The organism is Rossellomorea aquimaris (assembly GCF_020171925.1).
GTDB lineage: Bacteria > Bacillota > Bacilli > Bacillales > Bacillaceae_B > Rossellomorea > Rossellomorea aquimaris_F.
Genome location: NZ_JAIVAR010000002.1, coordinates 591,458 through 610,111, shown reverse-complemented (window position 1 = coordinate 610,111; position 18,654 = coordinate 591,458). Strand labels below are relative to the sequence as shown.

Annotated in this window: 13 protein-coding genes and 1 other RNA gene; 2 read left to right on the top strand and 12 right to left on the bottom strand. The window is 44.5% G+C overall.

Going from position 1 to position 18,654, the window contains the following annotated elements; translation table 11 throughout:
* Positions 1-176: 176 nt before the first annotated feature.
* The 4 genes from LCM10_RS10535 to LCM10_RS10520 all read right to left on the bottom strand — a co-directional run bounded on the left by LCM10_RS10535 (position 177) and on the right by LCM10_RS10520 (position 7,760).
* Positions 177-437 (bottom strand): hypothetical protein, encoded by a 261-nt coding sequence (locus LCM10_RS10535; protein WP_224876220.1) that lies wholly within the window; start codon positions 435-437, stop codon positions 177-179.
* A gap of 16 nt (positions 438-453) precedes the next feature.
* The gene (locus tag LCM10_RS10530; protein WP_224876219.1) at positions 454-1,677 is read right to left on the bottom strand and encodes a helix-turn-helix domain-containing protein; all 1,224 of its coding nucleotides are present in this window, start codon (positions 1,675-1,677) and stop codon (positions 454-456) included.
* Positions 1,678-2,001: 324 nt separating this feature from the next.
* Positions 2,002-6,180: a S8 family serine peptidase gene (locus LCM10_RS10525; RefSeq protein ID WP_224876218.1), complete on the bottom strand. Its 4,179-nt coding sequence runs from the start codon at positions 6,178-6,180 to the stop codon at positions 2,002-2,004.
* Positions 6,181-6,500: 320 nt separating this feature from the next.
* The gene (locus LCM10_RS10520) at positions 6,501-7,760 is read right to left on the bottom strand and encodes a helix-turn-helix transcriptional regulator (RefSeq protein WP_224876217.1); all 1,260 of its coding nucleotides are present in this window, start codon (positions 7,758-7,760) and stop codon (positions 6,501-6,503) included.
* 309 nt (positions 7,761-8,069) lie between these two features.
* Here LCM10_RS10520 and LCM10_RS10515 point away from each other — a divergent pair, with 309 nt between their 5' ends.
* Complete coding sequence (locus tag LCM10_RS10515; protein ID WP_224876216.1) at positions 8,070-8,477, top strand: LAGLIDADG family homing endonuclease; 408 nt, start codon at positions 8,070-8,072, stop codon at positions 8,475-8,477.
* 358 nt (positions 8,478-8,835) lie between these two features.
* On the opposite strand, the gene ssrA is transcribed toward LCM10_RS10515, so the two are convergent.
* The 4 genes from ssrA to LCM10_RS10495 all read right to left on the bottom strand — a co-directional run bounded on the left by ssrA (position 8,836) and on the right by LCM10_RS10495 (position 13,276).
* Positions 8,836-9,176, bottom strand: a transfer-messenger RNA (tmRNA) gene (gene ssrA, locus LCM10_RS10510).
* 145 nt (positions 9,177-9,321) lie between these two features.
* Positions 9,322-9,795, bottom strand: a complete 474-nt coding sequence (gene smpB / locus LCM10_RS10505; RefSeq protein ID WP_224876215.1) for an SsrA-binding protein SmpB — start codon at positions 9,793-9,795, stop codon at positions 9,322-9,324.
* A gap of 346 nt (positions 9,796-10,141) precedes the next feature.
* Positions 10,142-12,502, bottom strand: a complete 2,361-nt coding sequence (rnr, locus tag LCM10_RS10500) for a ribonuclease R (protein ID WP_224876214.1) — start codon at positions 12,500-12,502, stop codon at positions 10,142-10,144.
* A 27-nt stretch (positions 12,503-12,529) separates the two neighbouring features.
* Complete coding sequence (locus LCM10_RS10495) at positions 12,530-13,276, bottom strand: alpha/beta hydrolase (protein ID WP_224876213.1); 747 nt, start codon at positions 13,274-13,276, stop codon at positions 12,530-12,532.
* A 283-nt stretch (positions 13,277-13,559) separates the two neighbouring features.
* Between LCM10_RS10495 and LCM10_RS10490 the strand changes: the two genes are divergently transcribed.
* Positions 13,560-13,709, top strand: a complete 150-nt coding sequence (locus LCM10_RS10490; protein WP_224876212.1) for a hypothetical protein — start codon at positions 13,560-13,562, stop codon at positions 13,707-13,709.
* Positions 13,710-13,742: 33 nt separating this feature from the next.
* Here LCM10_RS10490 and secG read toward each other — a convergent pair whose 3' ends face one another.
* From secG to tpiA, 4 genes are all read right to left on the bottom strand, one after another.
* On the bottom strand, positions 13,743-13,970 hold the full coding sequence (gene secG, locus LCM10_RS10485; protein ID WP_071619674.1) for a preprotein translocase subunit SecG: 228 nt from the start codon (positions 13,968-13,970) through the stop codon (positions 13,743-13,745).
* Positions 13,971-14,735: 765 nt separating this feature from the next.
* The gene (gene eno, locus LCM10_RS10480; RefSeq protein ID WP_224876211.1) at positions 14,736-16,028 is read right to left on the bottom strand and encodes a phosphopyruvate hydratase; all 1,293 of its coding nucleotides are present in this window, start codon (positions 16,026-16,028) and stop codon (positions 14,736-14,738) included.
* Positions 16,029-16,358: 330 nt separating this feature from the next.
* Entirely contained in the window at positions 16,359-17,894 is a 1,536-nt protein-coding gene (gene gpmI, locus LCM10_RS10475) for a 2,3-bisphosphoglycerate-independent phosphoglycerate mutase (RefSeq protein WP_224876210.1), read from the bottom strand.
* Complete coding sequence (tpiA, locus tag LCM10_RS10470) at positions 17,887-18,648, bottom strand: triose-phosphate isomerase (RefSeq protein WP_224876209.1); 762 nt, start codon at positions 18,646-18,648, stop codon at positions 17,887-17,889. The genes gpmI and tpiA overlap by 8 nt, the downstream gene beginning before the upstream one ends.
* Between the last annotated feature and the right edge of the window lie 6 nt (positions 18,649-18,654).

Genomic DNA, 18,654 nt, shown 5'->3' with positions numbered 1-18,654 from the left:
TCATTCTGGACAAGTTAATCGTTTGATGAATAAATCGTTTCAGACTTGCAAGGGATAAGATTTGAACAATCCTTTCATGCTCTCCCTAAAGAAACCTCCCAACGCCTTGATTAAATCCGTAAGTATCAAGATGAACAAAAACGCTCTTTCAATAAGAAAGAGCGTTTCTCACATACTCAAATCCACGTTTCTACGATTCGTAAGTCCTCTTGCCCGGAATTTGGAACCCTTGAAAATCTTTCAGGAATTTCGCTTCTGATTGCCTCCAATGTCGGCCTCATCAAGATGTGATAAGTCGGTGTCTCCACATTGAAGATCCTCGCTACATACATCCCTTTGTAGTCTTCAGGACTGCGATATATACAAATGATCGGCATCTTGAAATCACTGAAGACGATTTCATCAAACGTATTGAGTAAACGATCCGGATTATCCAACTTCTTTCCCTCCTTTTTAGTACACTGCCATTTTCGGTGCCGGACAGCCATTGGTTTTCATATAATTCGATACTTCTTTCATATACTTGTCGCTTTCAGCGTACCTTCCCTCTTTTGTCAGCAGTGGGATGACGATGTCTTTGATGAATTGTATGTAGGCATACTCTCCTTCCGTCAACCGTCGCTTTACCATCCTCAAAAGGGTAAGTCGATACGCATCCCTTATTTTCTCTGCAAAATAAATCCCTTCATTCACCATGCCGAGATTACGCTCTTTCTCCCGATGTTCATCTAGTAGAATGGAACTTTCTACTACCCCTAATATGCTTTCAAGATAATCAACGGAATCGGGATTCGCCTTTAATAATTGATAGGACTTGATGTACGAGTCTTCTGCCAGTTGATACTCTTCATAGAATGCATACTCTTCTCCAAGATTGATATAGAGCATCGCTTTTCGTTTGTCATCCTGAAGTTGTTCACAGCGCTGCAACAAACGGTCATATTTCTTCTCCACTGTCGCAAGATCTTGGTTTCCCTGCTTCCCTTCTGCTTGCAATTGTAAAATGGACGCATCCATCATCCGGCTAAAATTATTTGTTTCCTGAAAATAGTTCAAGGAGATTTCTATCGATTGGGATGCGAGATCATTCTTGTTGCTTTCGTGATAGGCATATGAAAGATGAAGGTAGTATTCCTTAATGGGGTATTCTTCCTCATCGATTTTCCCGAGCCACTCCAACGCTTTCCTTGAATTCCCTTTCGAGAGTTCAAGCATCCCCCTTACATGGTAATACAATTGATAATCAAAACTTGACATGTAGAAAGCGATTCGCTTATTCAGAAATTGCTTGAGATAGGATTCTGCTTCCGGCAAATTCCCTTTCATGATCCAATATCTTGCCTTTAACAGCTTGTACGTTCCGTTAATCGTTTCAATCTGGATCAACTGATTCTGCTCGATGATTTCTCTTAACAATTCGATTTCCCCAGTGATTTCCTTGACCATGACATCGAGCCATAACTCTAGCTCCATCTGCCATTTCCGGTAGGAACGCTGCATCGTTTCAATATCCATCTTCAGTTTTTTTCCGACTTTCATGATCATTTCGTTCGAGACAACATGTTCTCCACTTTCGATCCTGCTAATATGCCCAGGGGTGCAGATCCCTTCGCTGATGTCTTTTTGGGTCATCCCCCTGAAGATTCGACAATACTTGATGAGTGTTCCGGTATTCATTTTGTTTGACCTCCACGAATGAAATCGCAATCGTTGTATCTACGACTATTATACCAAGAGACACTCCTTACAAAATTGGGTTAATAACTAGCTTCGACACCCTTCACTAAAGGACTATTCACCTATTAAAATTACCCTTCCCAGCCTTCCTTCCAATGGAGGAAATGGCGTTTTACAGGAAGATGAATGGACTATGTCCATGTCATACGTTTCTGTCACTCACCACGAAGCATGACTTTAGTCCTTTAAAACTTTCCCAATTTCACGGTTCGATTCTTCAATAAAAAGAAAGAACCGCCCATTGACGATTCTTTCTCCTGCTTCTTATTCAGTTGGTTCCAATCCCATTTCATTTAAGTAATGGGTCAGATCTTTTTTCCCGTTTGTTTCCTTTGGTGATTTCCCTTTAGGTGCATCCGGTCCTTTGGTCAAGAAGTTCTTTTCGATGAATCGGACGTCCGTCTCGTTGACGACACCATCTTGATTCACGTCGAAAGTCGGGATTTCAGGGTTCTCTTTACCATAGTACTCAACGATGTCACGGACATCCTTGATATCGATCAAGCTGTCACTGTTCACATCTCCAGCAAGACTGATTTTGGTTCCTGCTAAAATGAACCTTCCATAGTCTTCACCCTTCAATTCAAATCCAGGTATGAATGGCGTATAGGTCTTTAAATGTCCTGGGATTTCCACTACGACATTGTATGTTTCACGCGAAGCCGGAACACCGTAGATGGTGTATTTACCATTAGAAGCGATGCTGCCTTCATATTTTTGACCATCCGGTGATAAGGCGTATACCTTCGCTCCGATCTTTTGAGCTACACCGTTTGGTAAAAATAGATTGCCACTAAAACTTTTCTGCAAAAATGCTTCCGGTTTAATGTTGCCTTCCACTCTTGAATGTTTGGACAAGAAATCATAGGATGAAGTGCTGTAATATGGAAGAGTTACAGCCTTATCTTCACCAGCCTTCCAGTAGCTTGACTTTGTGACATCAAGTTTGTCAGATCCATAAAACCAGTCATCTTTAGTGATTTTGAACGTAACGTCCATTAAAGACATGTCACCACTTAAACCAGCGTACCCTTCCCCATTCAAGGTAGCACCCACCGTTACGTTCTGGTAATATCCAGTGCCGCTTACAACAGGATCTTTAAGAGTTGCTTGAAGTTCGTTTTCTTCTGCATAGGCTTTAAATTCATCATTCAGCTTTGCCGATTCGAATGAGTACATTTCCCCTTTATACTGAATCGTGTACTCTCCTGACATAAGATTTTTTACGTTATTCAAGCTCAGCGTCATGGTCACAGTATCACCTAACCCGACTTCTTTCTTGTTGTAATCGGACGTTAGATACTCCGTGCCTTCTTGAAGGAAGATATATCTTTGGTAATTAACGTTTGCTGCAATATCAGTAGCTGCCAGGCTTAACTTTAATGGTTCGTCTGCAATATCTGAAGGCTCTATTCCAAACTCAGTATCCCCTTTAGAATCCGCTGGTGGAAAACAACAATTAAAGTACTCACGGAAGCCGGTTGCTATCAAGAATTTGTTCGAAGATTGATCATAATCCATTCCTTTTGATTGCAGAACGCCCACTGTTTCATCCTGCACATTCCCGTGGATCCAGAATGCTTTCTTTCCAAACTCTTCTGTGTACATTTCTTCATTGATTTCATACACACCAGGAGCTTTATCAAATTCCACTTCTGGTTTTGTATTATCAACGATGACAGGAGTGTCGATCGTATACGTTTTTCCTTCTTCATCATACCCGATGAACTCCATTTCATAGTCCCCTTCAGGCAGATCAACGTACTGCTCGGAAATCGGATTTTGTTCATCATTTGTAAATGGATAAACGACTCCAGCAAAAACACCAGGAATGTAATATCTGAAGTCAGCCATTGCATTCGCTTGTCTCAGGGAAGCAATGAATCCGATAGCATCACCTGATTGTCCATCTTTCATTACTACATCTATCCTCGTCAGCGGGTTTTTCATTTGAAAGGCTGCTGAGATGAACGGATTGTAGTACTGCCACTTAGGTGTATTATTTGCTAGTGCCGGCCGGTCTGTTTCAAGATAGTCGAACCCTTTTCCTGTGACTCGGATGGCAAACGGAACCTGATACGTTTCACTCGCATCACTTGCATTTTTCAGGTGAATATATCCTTCATATCGCCCTTCTTCTGCATCTTCCGGAACCGTGATTGCTGGGGAAAGTTGTTTCGTTCCTCCAGCGGAGACCGCTACACTCGTTGGTACGTCTAAAACAATACCGTTTTCGGCTGAATCCTTGATACCCGGACGTTCACCATGGTATTCGACTTCTACCTGGAATGACTTTTCTTCCTCACCGTTGTTCTCGATGATCATGCTGCTGTCTGCTTTGATTCCATCATCTTCTTTATAGTGGCTTCCGAACGAGATGCTAGCCGTCTCTTCATCAATCTCTTCCTCTTCACCACGCTCATTAAGATTGATGGTTTTATCCATCACTTTGATGGATACATCTGCATGCACCGCATCATAAGCATCAACGCGACCTGCCCCTTGTTCGAATACGGAGACGTCACCGTTCAAGTCTTCTGCAGTATTCATCAGCGCTGCTTTTACATCAAATGCATCATATCCCTCTTCACCAGCATGCTGTTGAAGCATCAAGGCCGCTACACCTGCCACATGCGGGGTTGCCATCGATGTTCCCTGCAGTCGGGCATATGATGAAGAATAGTCGATCCCATCTTCCGGACTGTTGATATATTCAGGAATCATCGAGAAGATGGCTACCCCTGGTGCTACAACGTCCGGTTTGATATCATAGCTTCCGGCGACAGGTCCCCTGGAACTGAATCCAGCCAAGTTGTCACCCTCTGTTCGGGAGCTTTCCAGGTTTCCGTATGTAAGTTTCGCGTTGTCTCCCAATCCTTTCAAACGCTCTCCATCCGCTTTTGTCATCCGGAACGTCGGGATATATTCTGCCCCTTCCCCTAAATAAGCGGGAATGTTTCCGTCTACATTATTGTAGATGATGACCGCTTCTGCCCCTGCAGCTTTTGCATGCTTCATTTTATCAACGAATGTGATCTCCCCGCGTTGAATCAGCGCGATTTTGCCCGTTAAGTCTTTCCCTTTGAAATCAGCTTCATAACCAAGTCCGGCAAAGACCACTTGTTTGGATTGACCTTGAAGAGCGGATAAATCATCGGAGAAGTTCTTCCCGAATAATAAAACATCTTCAAATGTTTCCCCATCTACAGTTATGGATTGGAAGGAAGGGATTTCCATCGCAAAATCACTTGCCCCGACCGTAATACCAAGCGCAGCTGCTCCTGGCGCTCCAAGTGTCCCTTCACTCGGACCACTGTTCCCGGCCGCCACTACTGCTACGACTCCGGACAGCATGGCGTTGTTGACTGCTACGGAAGTTGGATATAATGGATTGTTCGTTGACGCGCCCAATGAAAGGTTGATGACATCCATTCCATCACTTACTGCTTTATCGATCCCTGCAAGAATCCCTGCTGTCGCTCCAGATCCATAGGGTCCAAGCACACGATAGCCATAAAGTTCTACGTCTGGCGCTACTCCTTTTACGGCATAATCAACTTCGTTACTTGGGCTTCCGGCAATCGTTCCTGATACGTGTGTCCCGTGCTCTGTATAATAAGCAGAACCTGAATTGGGGTTGATTTCAGGCAGTCCGGAGTTTTTCCAGTCTTCGTAGGTTGTTTCCATAGGGTCCTCATCGTTATCAACGAAATCATACCCGCCTCTATAAGACCCCTTCAAATCAGGGTGGTTATAATCGATCCCTGTGTCGAGTACCCCTACTTTGATACCAGTTCCGGTTACATTTTCAGCATGAAGCTTGTCCACATTGATTTGTGGGATACTATCCATCATTTTCGATTCTGTTGCCGTTTCTTCCATATCAGGCAGATCAAGCTCTACCGTTTCATCCTTCCAAACGCGCTTCACCACTCCTGAATCCAGCAAACTCTCAATCTCGTTTCCAGGTATCGTCATTGCGACACCGACGATTGCAGAGCGGTATTCCCTCGTGACTTTCACTTCTTTTAATTCAGGGCTGGCACTCTTCTTGTTTTTAAGAGAGTCAACACTTTGTTTAAATGCACTATGCGCTTTTTCCACTTTTAACGAGGCATCCTTTGCAGAGGTGCGGAGTCCCTTTGCCGCCTGCTTCATCACTTCGACCTTGGCTGGAGCCTGCTTGAATTCAACGATGATGTCTACCATGCCTTCACTTTCTGTATTTATGTTCGGAGCGATTGTAAAATCGGGCTGTGCTTCTATTTGTTTAAGGGCCTTTCGTTGTTCATCTGTTAGATTCATCAGCACTTCTTCTGCATTTTTCACTTGTTTGATCACAGGCTGAGTTTCAGCCATCACATTAAACGGGATACTCGATGTCCCTAATAGACTTGCGGCCAATGCTGCGGTCATTAGTTTAAAAGAACGCTTCTTATTCATACTTTTCCCCCTCTTTCAATATCACTAGAGTTATGCGATTGATTACAACTTTGATGATATCCCTTCGCCAGAAGTCTGTTAATTGGGAAAATTCCGCACAATTTTTGACTTCCTTAATTTTACTGGACTGGTGTAAACACATGTTTTGATCAGTCAACGCTTAAAATAAGTGGGAAAGTTGGGAAAGTTTCTTGAGGGAAAGTCAATATACCTAATAATCTTACTTCGACACTCTCGCAATTAGGTATAATTGACTAAATGAAAAAAGTCGGATTCAATAAAAAAACAAGCACCTGAGAACGGTTGCTTGTTTTTTTCTTTCACCTTGGTTGTGGATGGTTGAAGAGTAATTTTTTAAACAGTTCATTTGATAAACGCAAATATTGATTGGAAGTGAGGAGATCTCCCTTTTTATTATAATAATCGGCTAGTTTCTCAGAATATTTTATGGCCTTATACAGGTCATGCTGCTCCATCATCGGCAGCCCATAATCGATTATATACTCGGCCAACCGCTTTTCATCTTGTATCGCCTCTAAATACAGCACCATCAATTCAATATATTTACTCGACTGCTCTTCCTTAAAATCACTCAGTACATCTTTTAAAAGACTTTCTACCTGTTTATTCTCCTTCAGTTCCAACATGACTTGTCCCATTTCAATCAACGTACCGTAATAGCTTGCTGTATGCTTTTTCTTCAGATTGAGGGATTGAGAGAAATACTCCAAGGACTCTTGAAGCATCCCTTTTTTATTGTACAATAAGCCGAAATTATGAAGCGCGGTAATCTTCGTCTCGTGATCCTTCAACATTTCAGCATCGTTCAAGGCTGTATGCAGCATCACTTCCGCCCGATCAAGGTCATTGATGTAGATCAAGTTCGCAGATAAACCTATTTTCACATGTAAGATGCGTAAGATATTCCCTGTGTTCTGAAAGATCCTCAACGCCTTATGGGAGTAATGAAGGGACATCGTAAAATGCTTTAACAGTCCATGATTGGCGGCTTTATAATAATAGAAATCCGTCACTTTCTCACTGAAGAATTCCGCTTTATCCTCTATCTTGCCCAGTGTAGAGATCGCTTTGGCGTACTGTTGTTTCTGACCATAATAGATTCCCTGGAAAAATTCCCATAGATACTGTTCAAAGGATGAAAATTTACTCATATTCTTCTTCAATGCAAGCGATACCCGTTCATACTCGGTCAGGTTATTGTTGAATAACAGATAGCGGAGCATATAAAGTTCATAAAGATACACCATTTCCGTACATTGTATGTATTCTCCATGCTTCTCCAATTCCCCATGAAGCCTTTCAGCATGATCCCGATGAAGCCTCTCCATCGCTTCGTAGAATTGCGAGAGCTGTCGTTTTAGATACAGCGTTTTCTTCGTTTCCTCTTCAATCGATACCCCAAGTCGTTTACAGAGCAACTCCAATGTCTCCAGGTTTCCCTCTTTCGAACTATTTTCAATCTTACTTAGATGAGTGGTCGAACAAATCCCCCTGCACAGCTGTTCTTGTGTCTTGTTCTGCTTCTTGCGATGATAGTAAATAATCCTGCCGATCGACATGCTCTTACTCCCCCCTTGTATATATCTATCATTATACATAGGAAATTGGGTTCTTATAAGCTATTAAATGTAGGGATTTATTCACAGTAATTGGATATAAATCATCGAGGTTACATTAATATACATTTTTTGTATTTATTAGGTGTGTTTTGGTATGAATAGCCTACTCTATTTACTCGAGCCGTTTTTTTGCATAGAAGTCATTCTCACTTTAATATGACGAAATTTCTTTTCCAACATAAAATTGGGTTCACAATTGTCTTTGAAGGGAATGGTGGTTTTAAGAAGAGAAAACAAGGAGGGATTTTATTGAAGGAATGGGAAGCCGCTTATTTAGCAGGGATAGTCGACGGGGAAGGTTCAATCACATTGACTCGGATGCATGAGAATGAGCATCGAAGACCTTGTATTTCTGTTGCATCGACCGATAGGGAACTTCTAGAATATCTCCAGGACTTAACCAATGGGCATATCTCTAAAAAGAAAAACTACAATCCTACCCGTCATTTAAATTCATATTCATTTACAATTAAGAACAAAACAGATGTATTAAGCATTTTAAAAGAAATTACTCCCTATTTGAGAGTAGAAAAAAAGAAAAAACGCGCGACTTGGATTCTAAAATATTATGACAAAGTGACAAAAAGAAACGGTAAGTATAGCGCTGAATGTTTAAAACGCAAGTTGGAGTTTGAGGAGGATTTTTTCAGTTTATAAAAACCACGCTTAGGAGTTATGAATGTTATTTAGAAAAAAACCAAAATAAAAACCACCAAATATGTATTTGGTGGAGACGGTGGGACGTGCTGTTCCATGCTTTCGACATGGCACTGACTATATCTTGAACCTGTAGCTTTAGGTCCTTTGGCGTATTATGCGAAATATAGATTTATCTGAAGTTCAGATAGGATCCCGCATCCTAGTACTGCCATGGTGGCAGCCTATAAGTCGATACACGGCTGTTGGATTGCTCCACATACCGCTCGGCATTGCCATATCACACGTTGTGTGACTTAGGTTTCACCGATAAAGCCAAATTTTCACTTATGTGTTACCACATAAGGCGACTATTCACTAATCGAACCCACGTCCAGAAATATCGGCACTTAAGCGTCTACGAGCGTAGTCGATATATTCGCGATTTCACTGCTGCTTCTGCCTATCGACGGGCGTCCGCGCAGCTAGTCTGGTTATTCTCTTCCTTCATCCTCAGACGGTGGAATCCGGCGTAGCCCACTAAGAGTGAGTCCCTGACCTTACCACATGGGCGATGGAAGGAGGAACAGCTAAAGCGCTATTACGCAGCTAAAGCTAGGTTATTGTTAGTTTTGCCAGTTATTATTGGCTTTGGCGTTTTAACGTAGACGACCCCTACGGCTCGCAACCCAAGCTCGAACTATCCCTGTCGAATCCGTAACGTCCCCATGATAAAAGGGAAGAACGGGAAAGAATAAGTTCAATCTGGTTACTTATTCAATTGTTCTTACAGCCGCTTGATTACCTCGCGACATTTACTATTATAACAAATCTACAGCAGAATGCAATTGTAAGATTCCGGAAATCAGTACATACCCTTCTGTCTTTGCGCCAGTTCACGCTGGATTGAACGGTTTGCTTCCTTGCGCTTCAGATCTTCACGCTTATCATATTTCTTCTTACCTTTTGCGAGCCCGATCAAAAGTTTTGCGACTCCGTTTTTAATATACAGCTTCAATGGAACGAGTGAATATCCTGCCTCTTTCGTATCCCCGATCAGCTTGCTGATTTGCTTTTTGTGAAGCAATAGCTTTCTGGTCCTTAAAGGTTCGTGATTGTACCGATTTCCTTGTTCGTAAGGGCTGATGTGCATGTTGTGAACGAAGACTTCGCCGTTTCTGATTCGTGCGAATGAGTCTTTCAGGTTTACGCGTCCGGCACGGATGGCTTTGATTTCGGTACCTTGCAGTACTAAGCCCGCTTCGTATGTTTCTTCGATTGTGTAGTCATGGCGTGCTTTTTTGTTTTGGGCAATGAGTTTGCCTTCTCCCTTTGGCATGTGATCCCCTCTTTTCTCTTTCTGTCGAGTGTATTTATTATTATCTCATATTTTGATGAAAAATTGTATGAAAAGGAAAGGAGCAAAGGATTAGCTCTGCTCCTGGCCTTAAAAGTATCAGCTTTCTAATACCGCTTTTGATTTCCGTGCAAGACTTCGCTTTCCGCGGGCGGTTGGTGAGCCTCCTCGTCGCTCTCGCTCCTGCGGGGTCTCACCTAACTCGCTTCTCCCGCAGGAGTCTTCGTCTTGCACTCCAATCAAAAGCTGGCATCAGCTTAAATCGGACATTTGATTCAAAACCGCCTTTACGCAAACCTGGCATACCAATTTCACACAAGAAAACAGCCTACTTTTTCTTTTTACGTTTGCTTCTTGGGGCGTTTTCGAAGTATTTTTTGTTTTTCTTTTTCTTTTTGTTGTTTTTGGGTGGTCTTGTGGACCATTCGCCGTCTTCTTTTTTGCGGGAAGTTGACTTTCCTTGGCTTTGGCTTTTGCTTCTGCCTTTCCCTTGGCCTTTCCCGCTGTCTGAGCGGAAGGTGCGGGGTTCGGAACGTTCCCTGCGGTTGTTCTTCATGCCGACGATTTCGAAGTCGATGGCACGCTCGTCCTTGTTGACGCTGACGACACGGATCGTGATTTCGTCACCGATTCGGAAGACGTTACCTGTCCGCTCACCGATCATGGCGAGGTGACGCTCATCAAATCGGTAGTAATCGTCGGTCATATAGCTGACATGGACAAGACCTTCGATCGTATTAGGGAGTTCGACGAACATACCGAAATTCGTGACGGACGAGATGATCCCGTCGTACTCTTCGCCGACCTTGTCTTCCATATACTCCGCTTTTTTCAGCTCATCCGTTTCGCGTTCCGCATCGACGGCACGGCGTTCGCGGCTTGATGTATGCTGCGCGATATTGCCCATCTGAGCTCCCCATTTATCGCGAGTTGCTTGATCAATCTTCCCTTCGATCAGGTACGTTCTGATCAAACGGTGGACGATTAAGTCAGGATAACGGCGGATCGGAGACGTAAAGTGCGTGTAGAACTCTGTCGCCAGTCCGAAGTGACCGAGACTTTCAGGGTCATATTTCGCCTGCTGCATGGAACGTAGCATCATCGTGGAGACGACCATCTCCTCCGATTTCCCTTGAACATCCTCAATGATTTCCTGAAGGGCACGTGGATGGACGGAATTGGCCGTCCCTTTGACGATCAAGCCGAAGTTCGTAATGAACTCGAAGAAGCGCTGAAGCTTGTCTTCTTTCGGATCTTCGTGGATACGGTAAATGAACGGTACTTCCATCCAGTGGAAATGTTCCGCGACCGTTTCATTGGCAACGAGCATAAATTCCTCAATAAGCTTCTCCGCAACCGAGCGTTCACGAAGGACGACATCGGTCGGTTCCCCTTCGTCATCGACAAGGACTTTTGCTTCTTTAAAATCGAAGTCGATGGCACCGCGCTTCATCCGCTTTGTACGAAGGATCTGGGCCAGGTCTTCCATCTGCTCGAACATCTGCACCAATGGTTCGTAGCGCTTCCGGAGCTCCTCATCTTTATCGATCAGTATCTTATTTACATCAGAGTAGGTCATTCGTTCATTCGTCTTGATCACACTTTGGAAGATTTCGTGCTTGACGACATCCCCTTCAGGTGAAATTTCCATATCACACGAAAGCGTAAGACGATCGACCTGCGGATTCAATGAGCAGATCCCGTTCGACAAACGATGCGGAATCATCGGGATCACACGGTCGACAAGATACACACTTGTTCCTCGATCAAATGCTTCCTGATCGATCGGGGAGCTTTCCTTTACGTAATATGTAACGTCCGCGATATGTACCCCCAGCTTGTAATTGCCGTTGTCGAGCTTTGTCACCGTGACCGCATCATCAAGGTCTTTCGCGTCCGCTCCATCAATCGTCACGATTGTCTGATCACGAAGATCCCTTCTGTTCGGAATCTCGGATTCATCGATCGTATCCGGTACATGGTTCGCTTGTTCCATCACTTCTTCCGGGAACTCGACCGTGATGCCATGCTTATGGATGATCGACAGGATATCGACTCCCGGATCATTTTTATGACCGAGGATTTCGACGACTTCCCCTTCCGCACTCTTTCGTCCTTCTGGGTACGAAGTCAATTTCACTACGACTTTATGTCCTTCGGTCGCTCCCTTTTGGGCAGACTTCGGAATGAAGATGTCGCTCGCAAACTTCTTATCATCAGGTATGACAAATCCGAAATGCTTGCTTTGTGTGAACGTCCCGACGATTTGGTCGACACCGCGCTCGACGATCCGTACAATCGTCCCTTCACGCCTCGAACCGGACGTATTGGAGGACACACGTACAAGCACGATGTCACCATGCATCGCATTATTCGTTTCATTCGGAGGGATGAAGATATCATCCATACCTGATTCCTCAGGAATGACGAAAGCAAACCCTTTAGCATGGGCGGATACCTTTCCTCTTACTAGATTCATTTTTTCCGGCAGACCATAACGGTTGCTGCGGGTCCTTACGACAAGGCCCTTTTCTTCCATGACGACGAGCGCCTTTACAAAATCCTTGAAATTGGTCGAGCCCTCGATACCGAACGCTTCTTCAAGCTCCTGCACCGTCAGTGGCTTGTAGGCCTCTTCTTTCATGTAGGAAAGGAGTTTATCCACATGCTCTTTAATATTTTCGTCCATGACAATCCCTCCTGATCATGCTATTCGTTACACAGTCCAATCTAATTTTTCCAAGAAATTGAACACATCTTCATGAAGCTGTTCCTTTTCCTTATCAAGCGTGATCACATGGCCGGACTCTTCGTACCACTTCAGATCCTTCATGTCGGATTCGACACTCTCATAAATGATGTTCGCAGAGTCTGTGTTGATCATGTGGTCATGCCTTGCCTGGACGACGAATGTCGGTGAATAGATCATGTCGACATTGTCCCGTACATCGGCAATCAGTTCCTGAAGAGCTTTCAATGTGTTCATCGGAGTCTTCTTGAACTCTTCTATTTCTTTTTCAATTTGATCTTCCTGTTTTCCTTCAAATTTCTTAAATTCGCGGGCGTATTCCACGACCCCTTTATACATGACTTCTTCACTCTTTATATACATCGGCGCGCACATGGGTACAATACCCTTTACAGGTACAGTGTAACCTAATTTCAAGGAAAATACCCCACCTAACGAAAGACCAGCAACGGCGATTTCCTCATAGCCTTTATCCTTCAGATGCTGATATCCCTCCATGACATCCTGCCACCAATCTTCCGGGCCTGTATGAACCAATTCTTCCGGTGGTACACCATGACCCTTGTAGTGAGGAGCATGTGACGAATAACCTTTCTTCTCTAAATAACGGCCCAGCATCCTTACATCTGCAGAATTCCCTGTGAATCCGTGCAGCAATAGAACGGCTCTCGGACCGGCTTCGAAGGTAAATGGTTTCGGTAATACTGTCTTCATTTATATGAACTCCTTTTCTACTGATTTAAACAAACGTTTGATTAACACCGGCGATTGTTGATTCGGACGGGCTTAATCAGTTTAAACGATTGTTTAAATAGTTTGTATATGTATTGGGATTCTGATTATATTTTTTAAACAAACGTTTGATTAAGGATGGCGAACCCTTGGTACGTAAAGGTTCTGCGTATTAAACGATCGTTTAAATGGTTTACTCTTTATTTTTAGCAAAGATGATGGTTATAATCCAATATTTCGCTTTTAGATCAAGGCGGAAATATTCTTGATTGGAGTGCAAGGCGAAGACTCCTGCGGCAAGAGAAGCTTATATGATACCCCGCAGCTCATTGATGCGCCGGGATGGCTAACGGGTGACCCGCGGGAAGCGAAGCCCTGCACGGAAATCAATAGCGGTATTTCAGTGGAAAAATAAAAAAACCTGACCCTATTAAGATCAGGTTTTGTATTATATAGCTACGATTGCAGTTGTTAGTACAAAGAATAAAACAGCAAGTACGATCGTGATTCGGTGAAGTACCAAGTCGATACCACGTGCTTTCTGTTTACCGAAAAGCTGTTCTGCACCACCAGAGATGGCCCCTGAAAGTCCAGCACTCTTACCTGATTGAAGTAAAACAATAGCGATTAGTGCGATTGAATCAATGATAAGTAAAGTGACTAATAAAGCGTGCATGAGTCCCACCTCCTGATACGAACATTACAACATTCTTAGTTTACCATAGGGAAATGGTACGGACAAGGCAATATTCGCATAATTGTGGAAAGTGATGGATGGAATGGGTGTTTTGGGTGGTGCGGGTCCTTCGATTGGGCGGGATTTTTTAGTCATGAGCGATGTGTAGGGGTATTTAGTTGGGGTAAAATTCAAAATTACGCATATATCAATAAAATTACGCATAAAATGAAATTTTCGCGCACAAATTCAAATAATGGCGCATAAATCCAAATTATTGCGCGTAAAAACAAAAAAACACGCACAAATCAGTCGTTTTGCGTCACTATACACAGCGGGGTATGTTGTAAAACCGGATGAGAGACTAGTACATAAAGATCCAGGACAGTTAAAACAGACAAATAGAAGGTTTGGTCAGTATAAAATGATTCTGAATAGCACGTAAAACGGGAAAGTGGTTTGTATTTGGTGAAAATTGCTTGTAACTCTTATAAGTGGCATACAAATATGAGATTTAGCTTGCTGCATGATGAATTTCTCCCCCATTTGCCCCTGTGCAGAGTCCCTCCTTCTAAATGTTAAGGATTAGCTTGTCTTTTTTAGCTAAAATCAAGACTTACCAAATGATTTTGCGAAGGTTTTGTTAGAGATGGCTCTCAAAAAATCTTCACCCTTCCCTGACCGAGCGCTCAGTCAAGCGACCAACCATCACCCCATAAAAAAACAGCCCCGTCATCACGGGGCTGTTTTCATCACTACATTCAATTAGCGCTTAACGTTATAGAACGTGTTCACGCCAAGGTATTGTGCAGTGTGAGCCAATTGGTCTTCGATGCGAAGCAATTGGTTGTATTTCGCAACGCGGTCTGTACGAGAAGGAGCACCTGTCTTGATTTGACCAGCGTTTGTCGCAACTGCGATGTCAGCAATTGTGCTGTCTTCTGTTTCACCAGAACGGTGAGAGATGACTGCAGTGTAACCTGCGCGCTTCGCCATTTCGATTGCGTCGAATGTTTCAGTAAGTGTACCGATTTGGTTCACTTTGATAAGGATTGAGTTACCGATTCCTTGCTCGATTCCTTGAGCAAGCTTGTTTGTGTTTGTTACGAATAGGTCATCCCCTACTAATTGAACTTTGTTACCGATGCGCTCAGTCAGTAGTTTGAAACCATCCCAGTCGTTCTCGTCAAGACCGTCTTCGATTGAGATGATTGGGTATTTGTTGCACATTTCTTCGTACCAATCAACCATTTCTGCAGACGTACGAACAACGCCTTCTCCAGAAAGATGGTATTTACCGTCTTCTTTGTTGTAGATTTCAGAAGCTGCAACGTCCATTGCAAGAAGGACTTCTTCACCCGGCTTGTAGCCAGCTTTTTCGATAGCTTCGATGATTGTAGATAGTGCTTCTTCGTTTGACTTAAGGTTAGGAGCGAATCCACCTTCGTCACCTACAGCTGTGTTGTAGCCTTTAGATTTAAGAACTGCTTTCAGGCTGTGGAAGATTTCAGCACCCATACGAAGTCCTTCTTTGAAAGTAGGAGCTCCCACAGGCATGATCATGAATTCCTGGATGTCTACGTTGTTGTCAGCGTGCTCTCCGCCGTTAACGATGTTCATCATTGGAACTGGAAGCTGCTTGGAGTTGAATCCGCCAAGGTATTGGTATAATTCCACTCCGAAGAAGTCAGCAGCAGCGCGTGCAACAGCCATGGATACACCAAGGATTGCGTTCGCACCTAGTTTACCTTTGTTTTCTGTACCGTCTAGCGCGATCATCGCTTGGTCGATTGCTACTTGTTCAGTAACGTCGAATCCGATGATTTCTTCAGCGATTTCGTTGTTAACGTTGTCGACAGCTTTTTGGACACCTTTACCAAGGTAGCGGTCTTTGTCACCGTCACGAAGTTCTACTGCTTCGTATTCGCCAGTGGATGCTCCGGATGGAACTAGTGCGCGTCCGAAAGCGCCTGATTGAGTGTAAACTTCTACTTCGATTGTTGGGTTACCGCGTGAATCTAGTACTTCACGAGCGTATACGTCTGTAATGAATGGCATAAGAATAACTCTCCTTTATTGTTGGGTTTTTATTAAAAATGTACCTCGTAACTCCGCATTTGATTTCCGTGCAAGACTTCGCTTTCCGCGGGTAGCCCGTGAGCCTCCTCGGCTTTCGCCTGCGGGAAGAAAAGCGGAAGGGCTTTGCACAGAGGCGGGTGGCATAAGGCGAATCGGCCACGAAGGCGGTCTTTGCCTTCTTGGACGAGTTGACTTATGACATGTGCCTCTAAGCCCTGGAGCTGGACACGTCTCACCTATCCCGCATATCCCGCAGGAGTCGAGTGCCTTCCGCTCCAATCAACTGCTGGAACTTCTACGAACTATAGATTACTTCTTAATCAACGTTTCCCCAGTCATTTCCTTTGGCTGATCTACGTTCAATAGATCAAGCATTGTAGGAGCTAGGTCTCCTAGGATTCCTCCGTCACGAAGTTGAACGCCTTCTTTTGTGACGATGACAGGAACTGGGTTGGTTGTGTGGGCGGTCATCGGTTTGCCTTCTTCGGTAAGGACTTCGTCCGCGTTACCGTGGTCGGCTGTGATGATGGCGGTACCGCCTTTTTTCTCGATGAGGTCGATGATTTTGCCTAGGCATTCATCGACTGTTTCGACCGCTTTGATCGTCGGCTCAAGCATGCCTGAGTGTCCGACCATATCAGGGTTTGCGAAGTTCAGGATGATGGCGTCCTGTTTGTCTGCTTCGATTTCTGCAAGCAGTGCGTCCGTTACTTCATACGCGCTCATCTCTGGCTGTAAGTCGTATGTCGCGACTTTAGGTGAATCGATCAGGATTCGCGTTTCGCCTGGGAATTCATCTTCACGACCGCCGCTCATGAAGAACGTGACGTGAGGATATTTTTCCGTTTCGGCGATGCGAAGCTGTTTCAAGCCGTTTTGGGAAAGCACTTCCCCAAGTGTGTTATCCAGGTTCGTCGGTTTGAAGGCAACGAAGCCGTCAACCGTTTCACTGAATTTTGTCAGGCACACAAAGTGAAGGTCCTTAGGGAACTTTTCACCGCGTTCGAATGAACGGAAATCCTGGTTCGCGAATGTATTCGAAATCTGGATGGCACGGTCTGGACGGAAGTTGTAGAAGATCACTGCATCTTCGTCTTTGATCGTCGCAACCGGCTCTCCGTTTTCTTTTGTGATGACAGAAGGAATCACGAATTCATCATAGATTCCATTTTCGTAGGAGTCGTTCACAAGCTCGATCGGGTCCTGGTAGCTAGGGCCTTCGCCGTATACCATGGCGCGATATGATTTCTCCACGCGTTCCCAGCGCTTGTCACGGTCCATTGAATAGTAGCGTCCGGAAATGGTAGCGAATTGACCGACACCGATTTCCTTCATTTTCGCTTCAGCGTCCTCGATATACTTCTTCGCCGTTTGCGGGCCGACGTCTCGGCCGTCAAGGAAGGCGTGGACATAGACATCCTTCATCCCTTCTTTGGCCGCTAAACCTAGAAGGGCGTAAAGATGCTCGATGTGGCTGTGTACGCCGCCATCGGATAATAGTCCGAAGATATGAAGGTTCGTGCCTTTTTCCTTCGCATGATTGATGGCATCAAGGAATGTCGTATTCTCTTCGAATTCCCCTTCACGGATCGCCATGTTCACGCGAGTGAGGCTTTGATAGACGATACGTCCTGCGCCGATGTTCAAATGGCCAACTTCAGAGTTCCCCATTTGTCCCTCAGGCAGTCCGACCGCTTCACCGCTTGCAGTCAAGTGACTGTGCGGGTACTTCTCCCAAAGGCGGTCGAAGTTCGGTTTGTTTGCTTGTGCAACAGCATTTCCTTCAGTTGTATTACGGCATGCAAAGCCATCCAAGATGATGAGGGCTGTTGGTTTCTTACTCATTGGAACCTGCCTCCAGCAATTGAAGGAATGATTGAGGTTCTAAGCTCGCACCGCCTACAAGAGCGCCATCGATATCGGATTGCGCCATATATTCCTTGATGTTGTTAGGCTTTACGCTTCCACCGTATTGAACACGCACAGCATCCGCAGCAGTTTGTGAGAATTCACTTGCCACGACTTGACGGATGTGGGCACATACTTCGTTCGCATCCTCTGAAGTGGAAGATTTGCCTGTACCAATCGCCCAGATCGGCTCATACGCGATGACCGTGTTCTTCACTTGCTCTTCCGTAAGACCGGCAAGCGCTTTTTTCACTTGAGATCCGACTAGTTCTTTTGTTTCATTGTTCTCACGCTGTTCCAATGTTTCACCTACACACACGATTGGAGTCAGGTTGTGCTTGAACGCAGCAAGAGTCTTCTTGTTGACGGACTCGTCTGTTTCATTGAACATTTCACGGCGTTCGGAGTGACCGATGATCACGTACTGAACACCCATATCAGAAAGGGCCACAGGGCTCACTTCACCAGTGAACGCTCCGCTTTCCTCGAAGTGCATGTTTTGGGCACCGATTGCCACTTTGCTGTCCTTCGTCTGTTCAACTAATTTTTCTAGGAATAGGGCTGGTGCACAGATGACAGAGTCAACTTTATCAGTATCCGGTACCATACCTTTTACTTCTTCGGTAAAAGATTTTGCCTCGGATGCCGTTTTGTTCATTTTCCAGTTTCCTGCAATGATCGGCTTACGCATATTGCT

Excerpts from the sequence above, each read along its gene's own strand:
- LCM10_RS10530 (WP_224876219.1), bottom strand. The coding sequence starts at position 1,677 with ATGAATACCGGAACACTCATCAAGTATTGTCGAATCTTCAGGGGGATG.
- LCM10_RS10525 (WP_224876218.1), bottom strand. The coding sequence starts at position 6,180 with ATGAATAAGAAGCGTTCTTTTAAACTAATGACCGCAGCATTGGCCGCA.
- LCM10_RS10520 (WP_224876217.1), bottom strand. The coding sequence starts at position 7,760 with ATGTCGATCGGCAGGATTATTTACTATCATCGCAAGAAGCAGAACAAG.
- smpB (WP_224876215.1), bottom strand. The coding sequence starts at position 9,795 with ATGCCAAAGGGAGAAGGCAAACTCATTGCCCAAAACAAAAAAGCACGC.
- rnr (WP_224876214.1), bottom strand. The coding sequence starts at position 12,502 with ATGGACGAAAATATTAAAGAGCATGTGGATAAACTCCTTTCCTACATG.
- LCM10_RS10495 (WP_224876213.1), bottom strand. The coding sequence starts at position 13,276 with ATGAAGACAGTATTACCGAAACCATTTACCTTCGAAGCCGGTCCGAGA.
- secG (WP_071619674.1), bottom strand. The coding sequence starts at position 13,970 with ATGCACGCTTTATTAGTCACTTTACTTATCATTGATTCAATCGCACTA.
- eno (WP_224876211.1), bottom strand. The coding sequence starts at position 16,028 with ATGCCATTCATTACAGACGTATACGCTCGTGAAGTACTAGATTCACGC.
- gpmI (WP_224876210.1), bottom strand. The coding sequence starts at position 17,894 with ATGAGTAAGAAACCAACAGCCCTCATCATCTTGGATGGCTTTGCATGC.
- tpiA (WP_224876209.1), bottom strand. The coding sequence starts at position 18,648 with ATGCGTAAGCCGATCATTGCAGGAAACTGGAAAATGAACAAAACGGCA.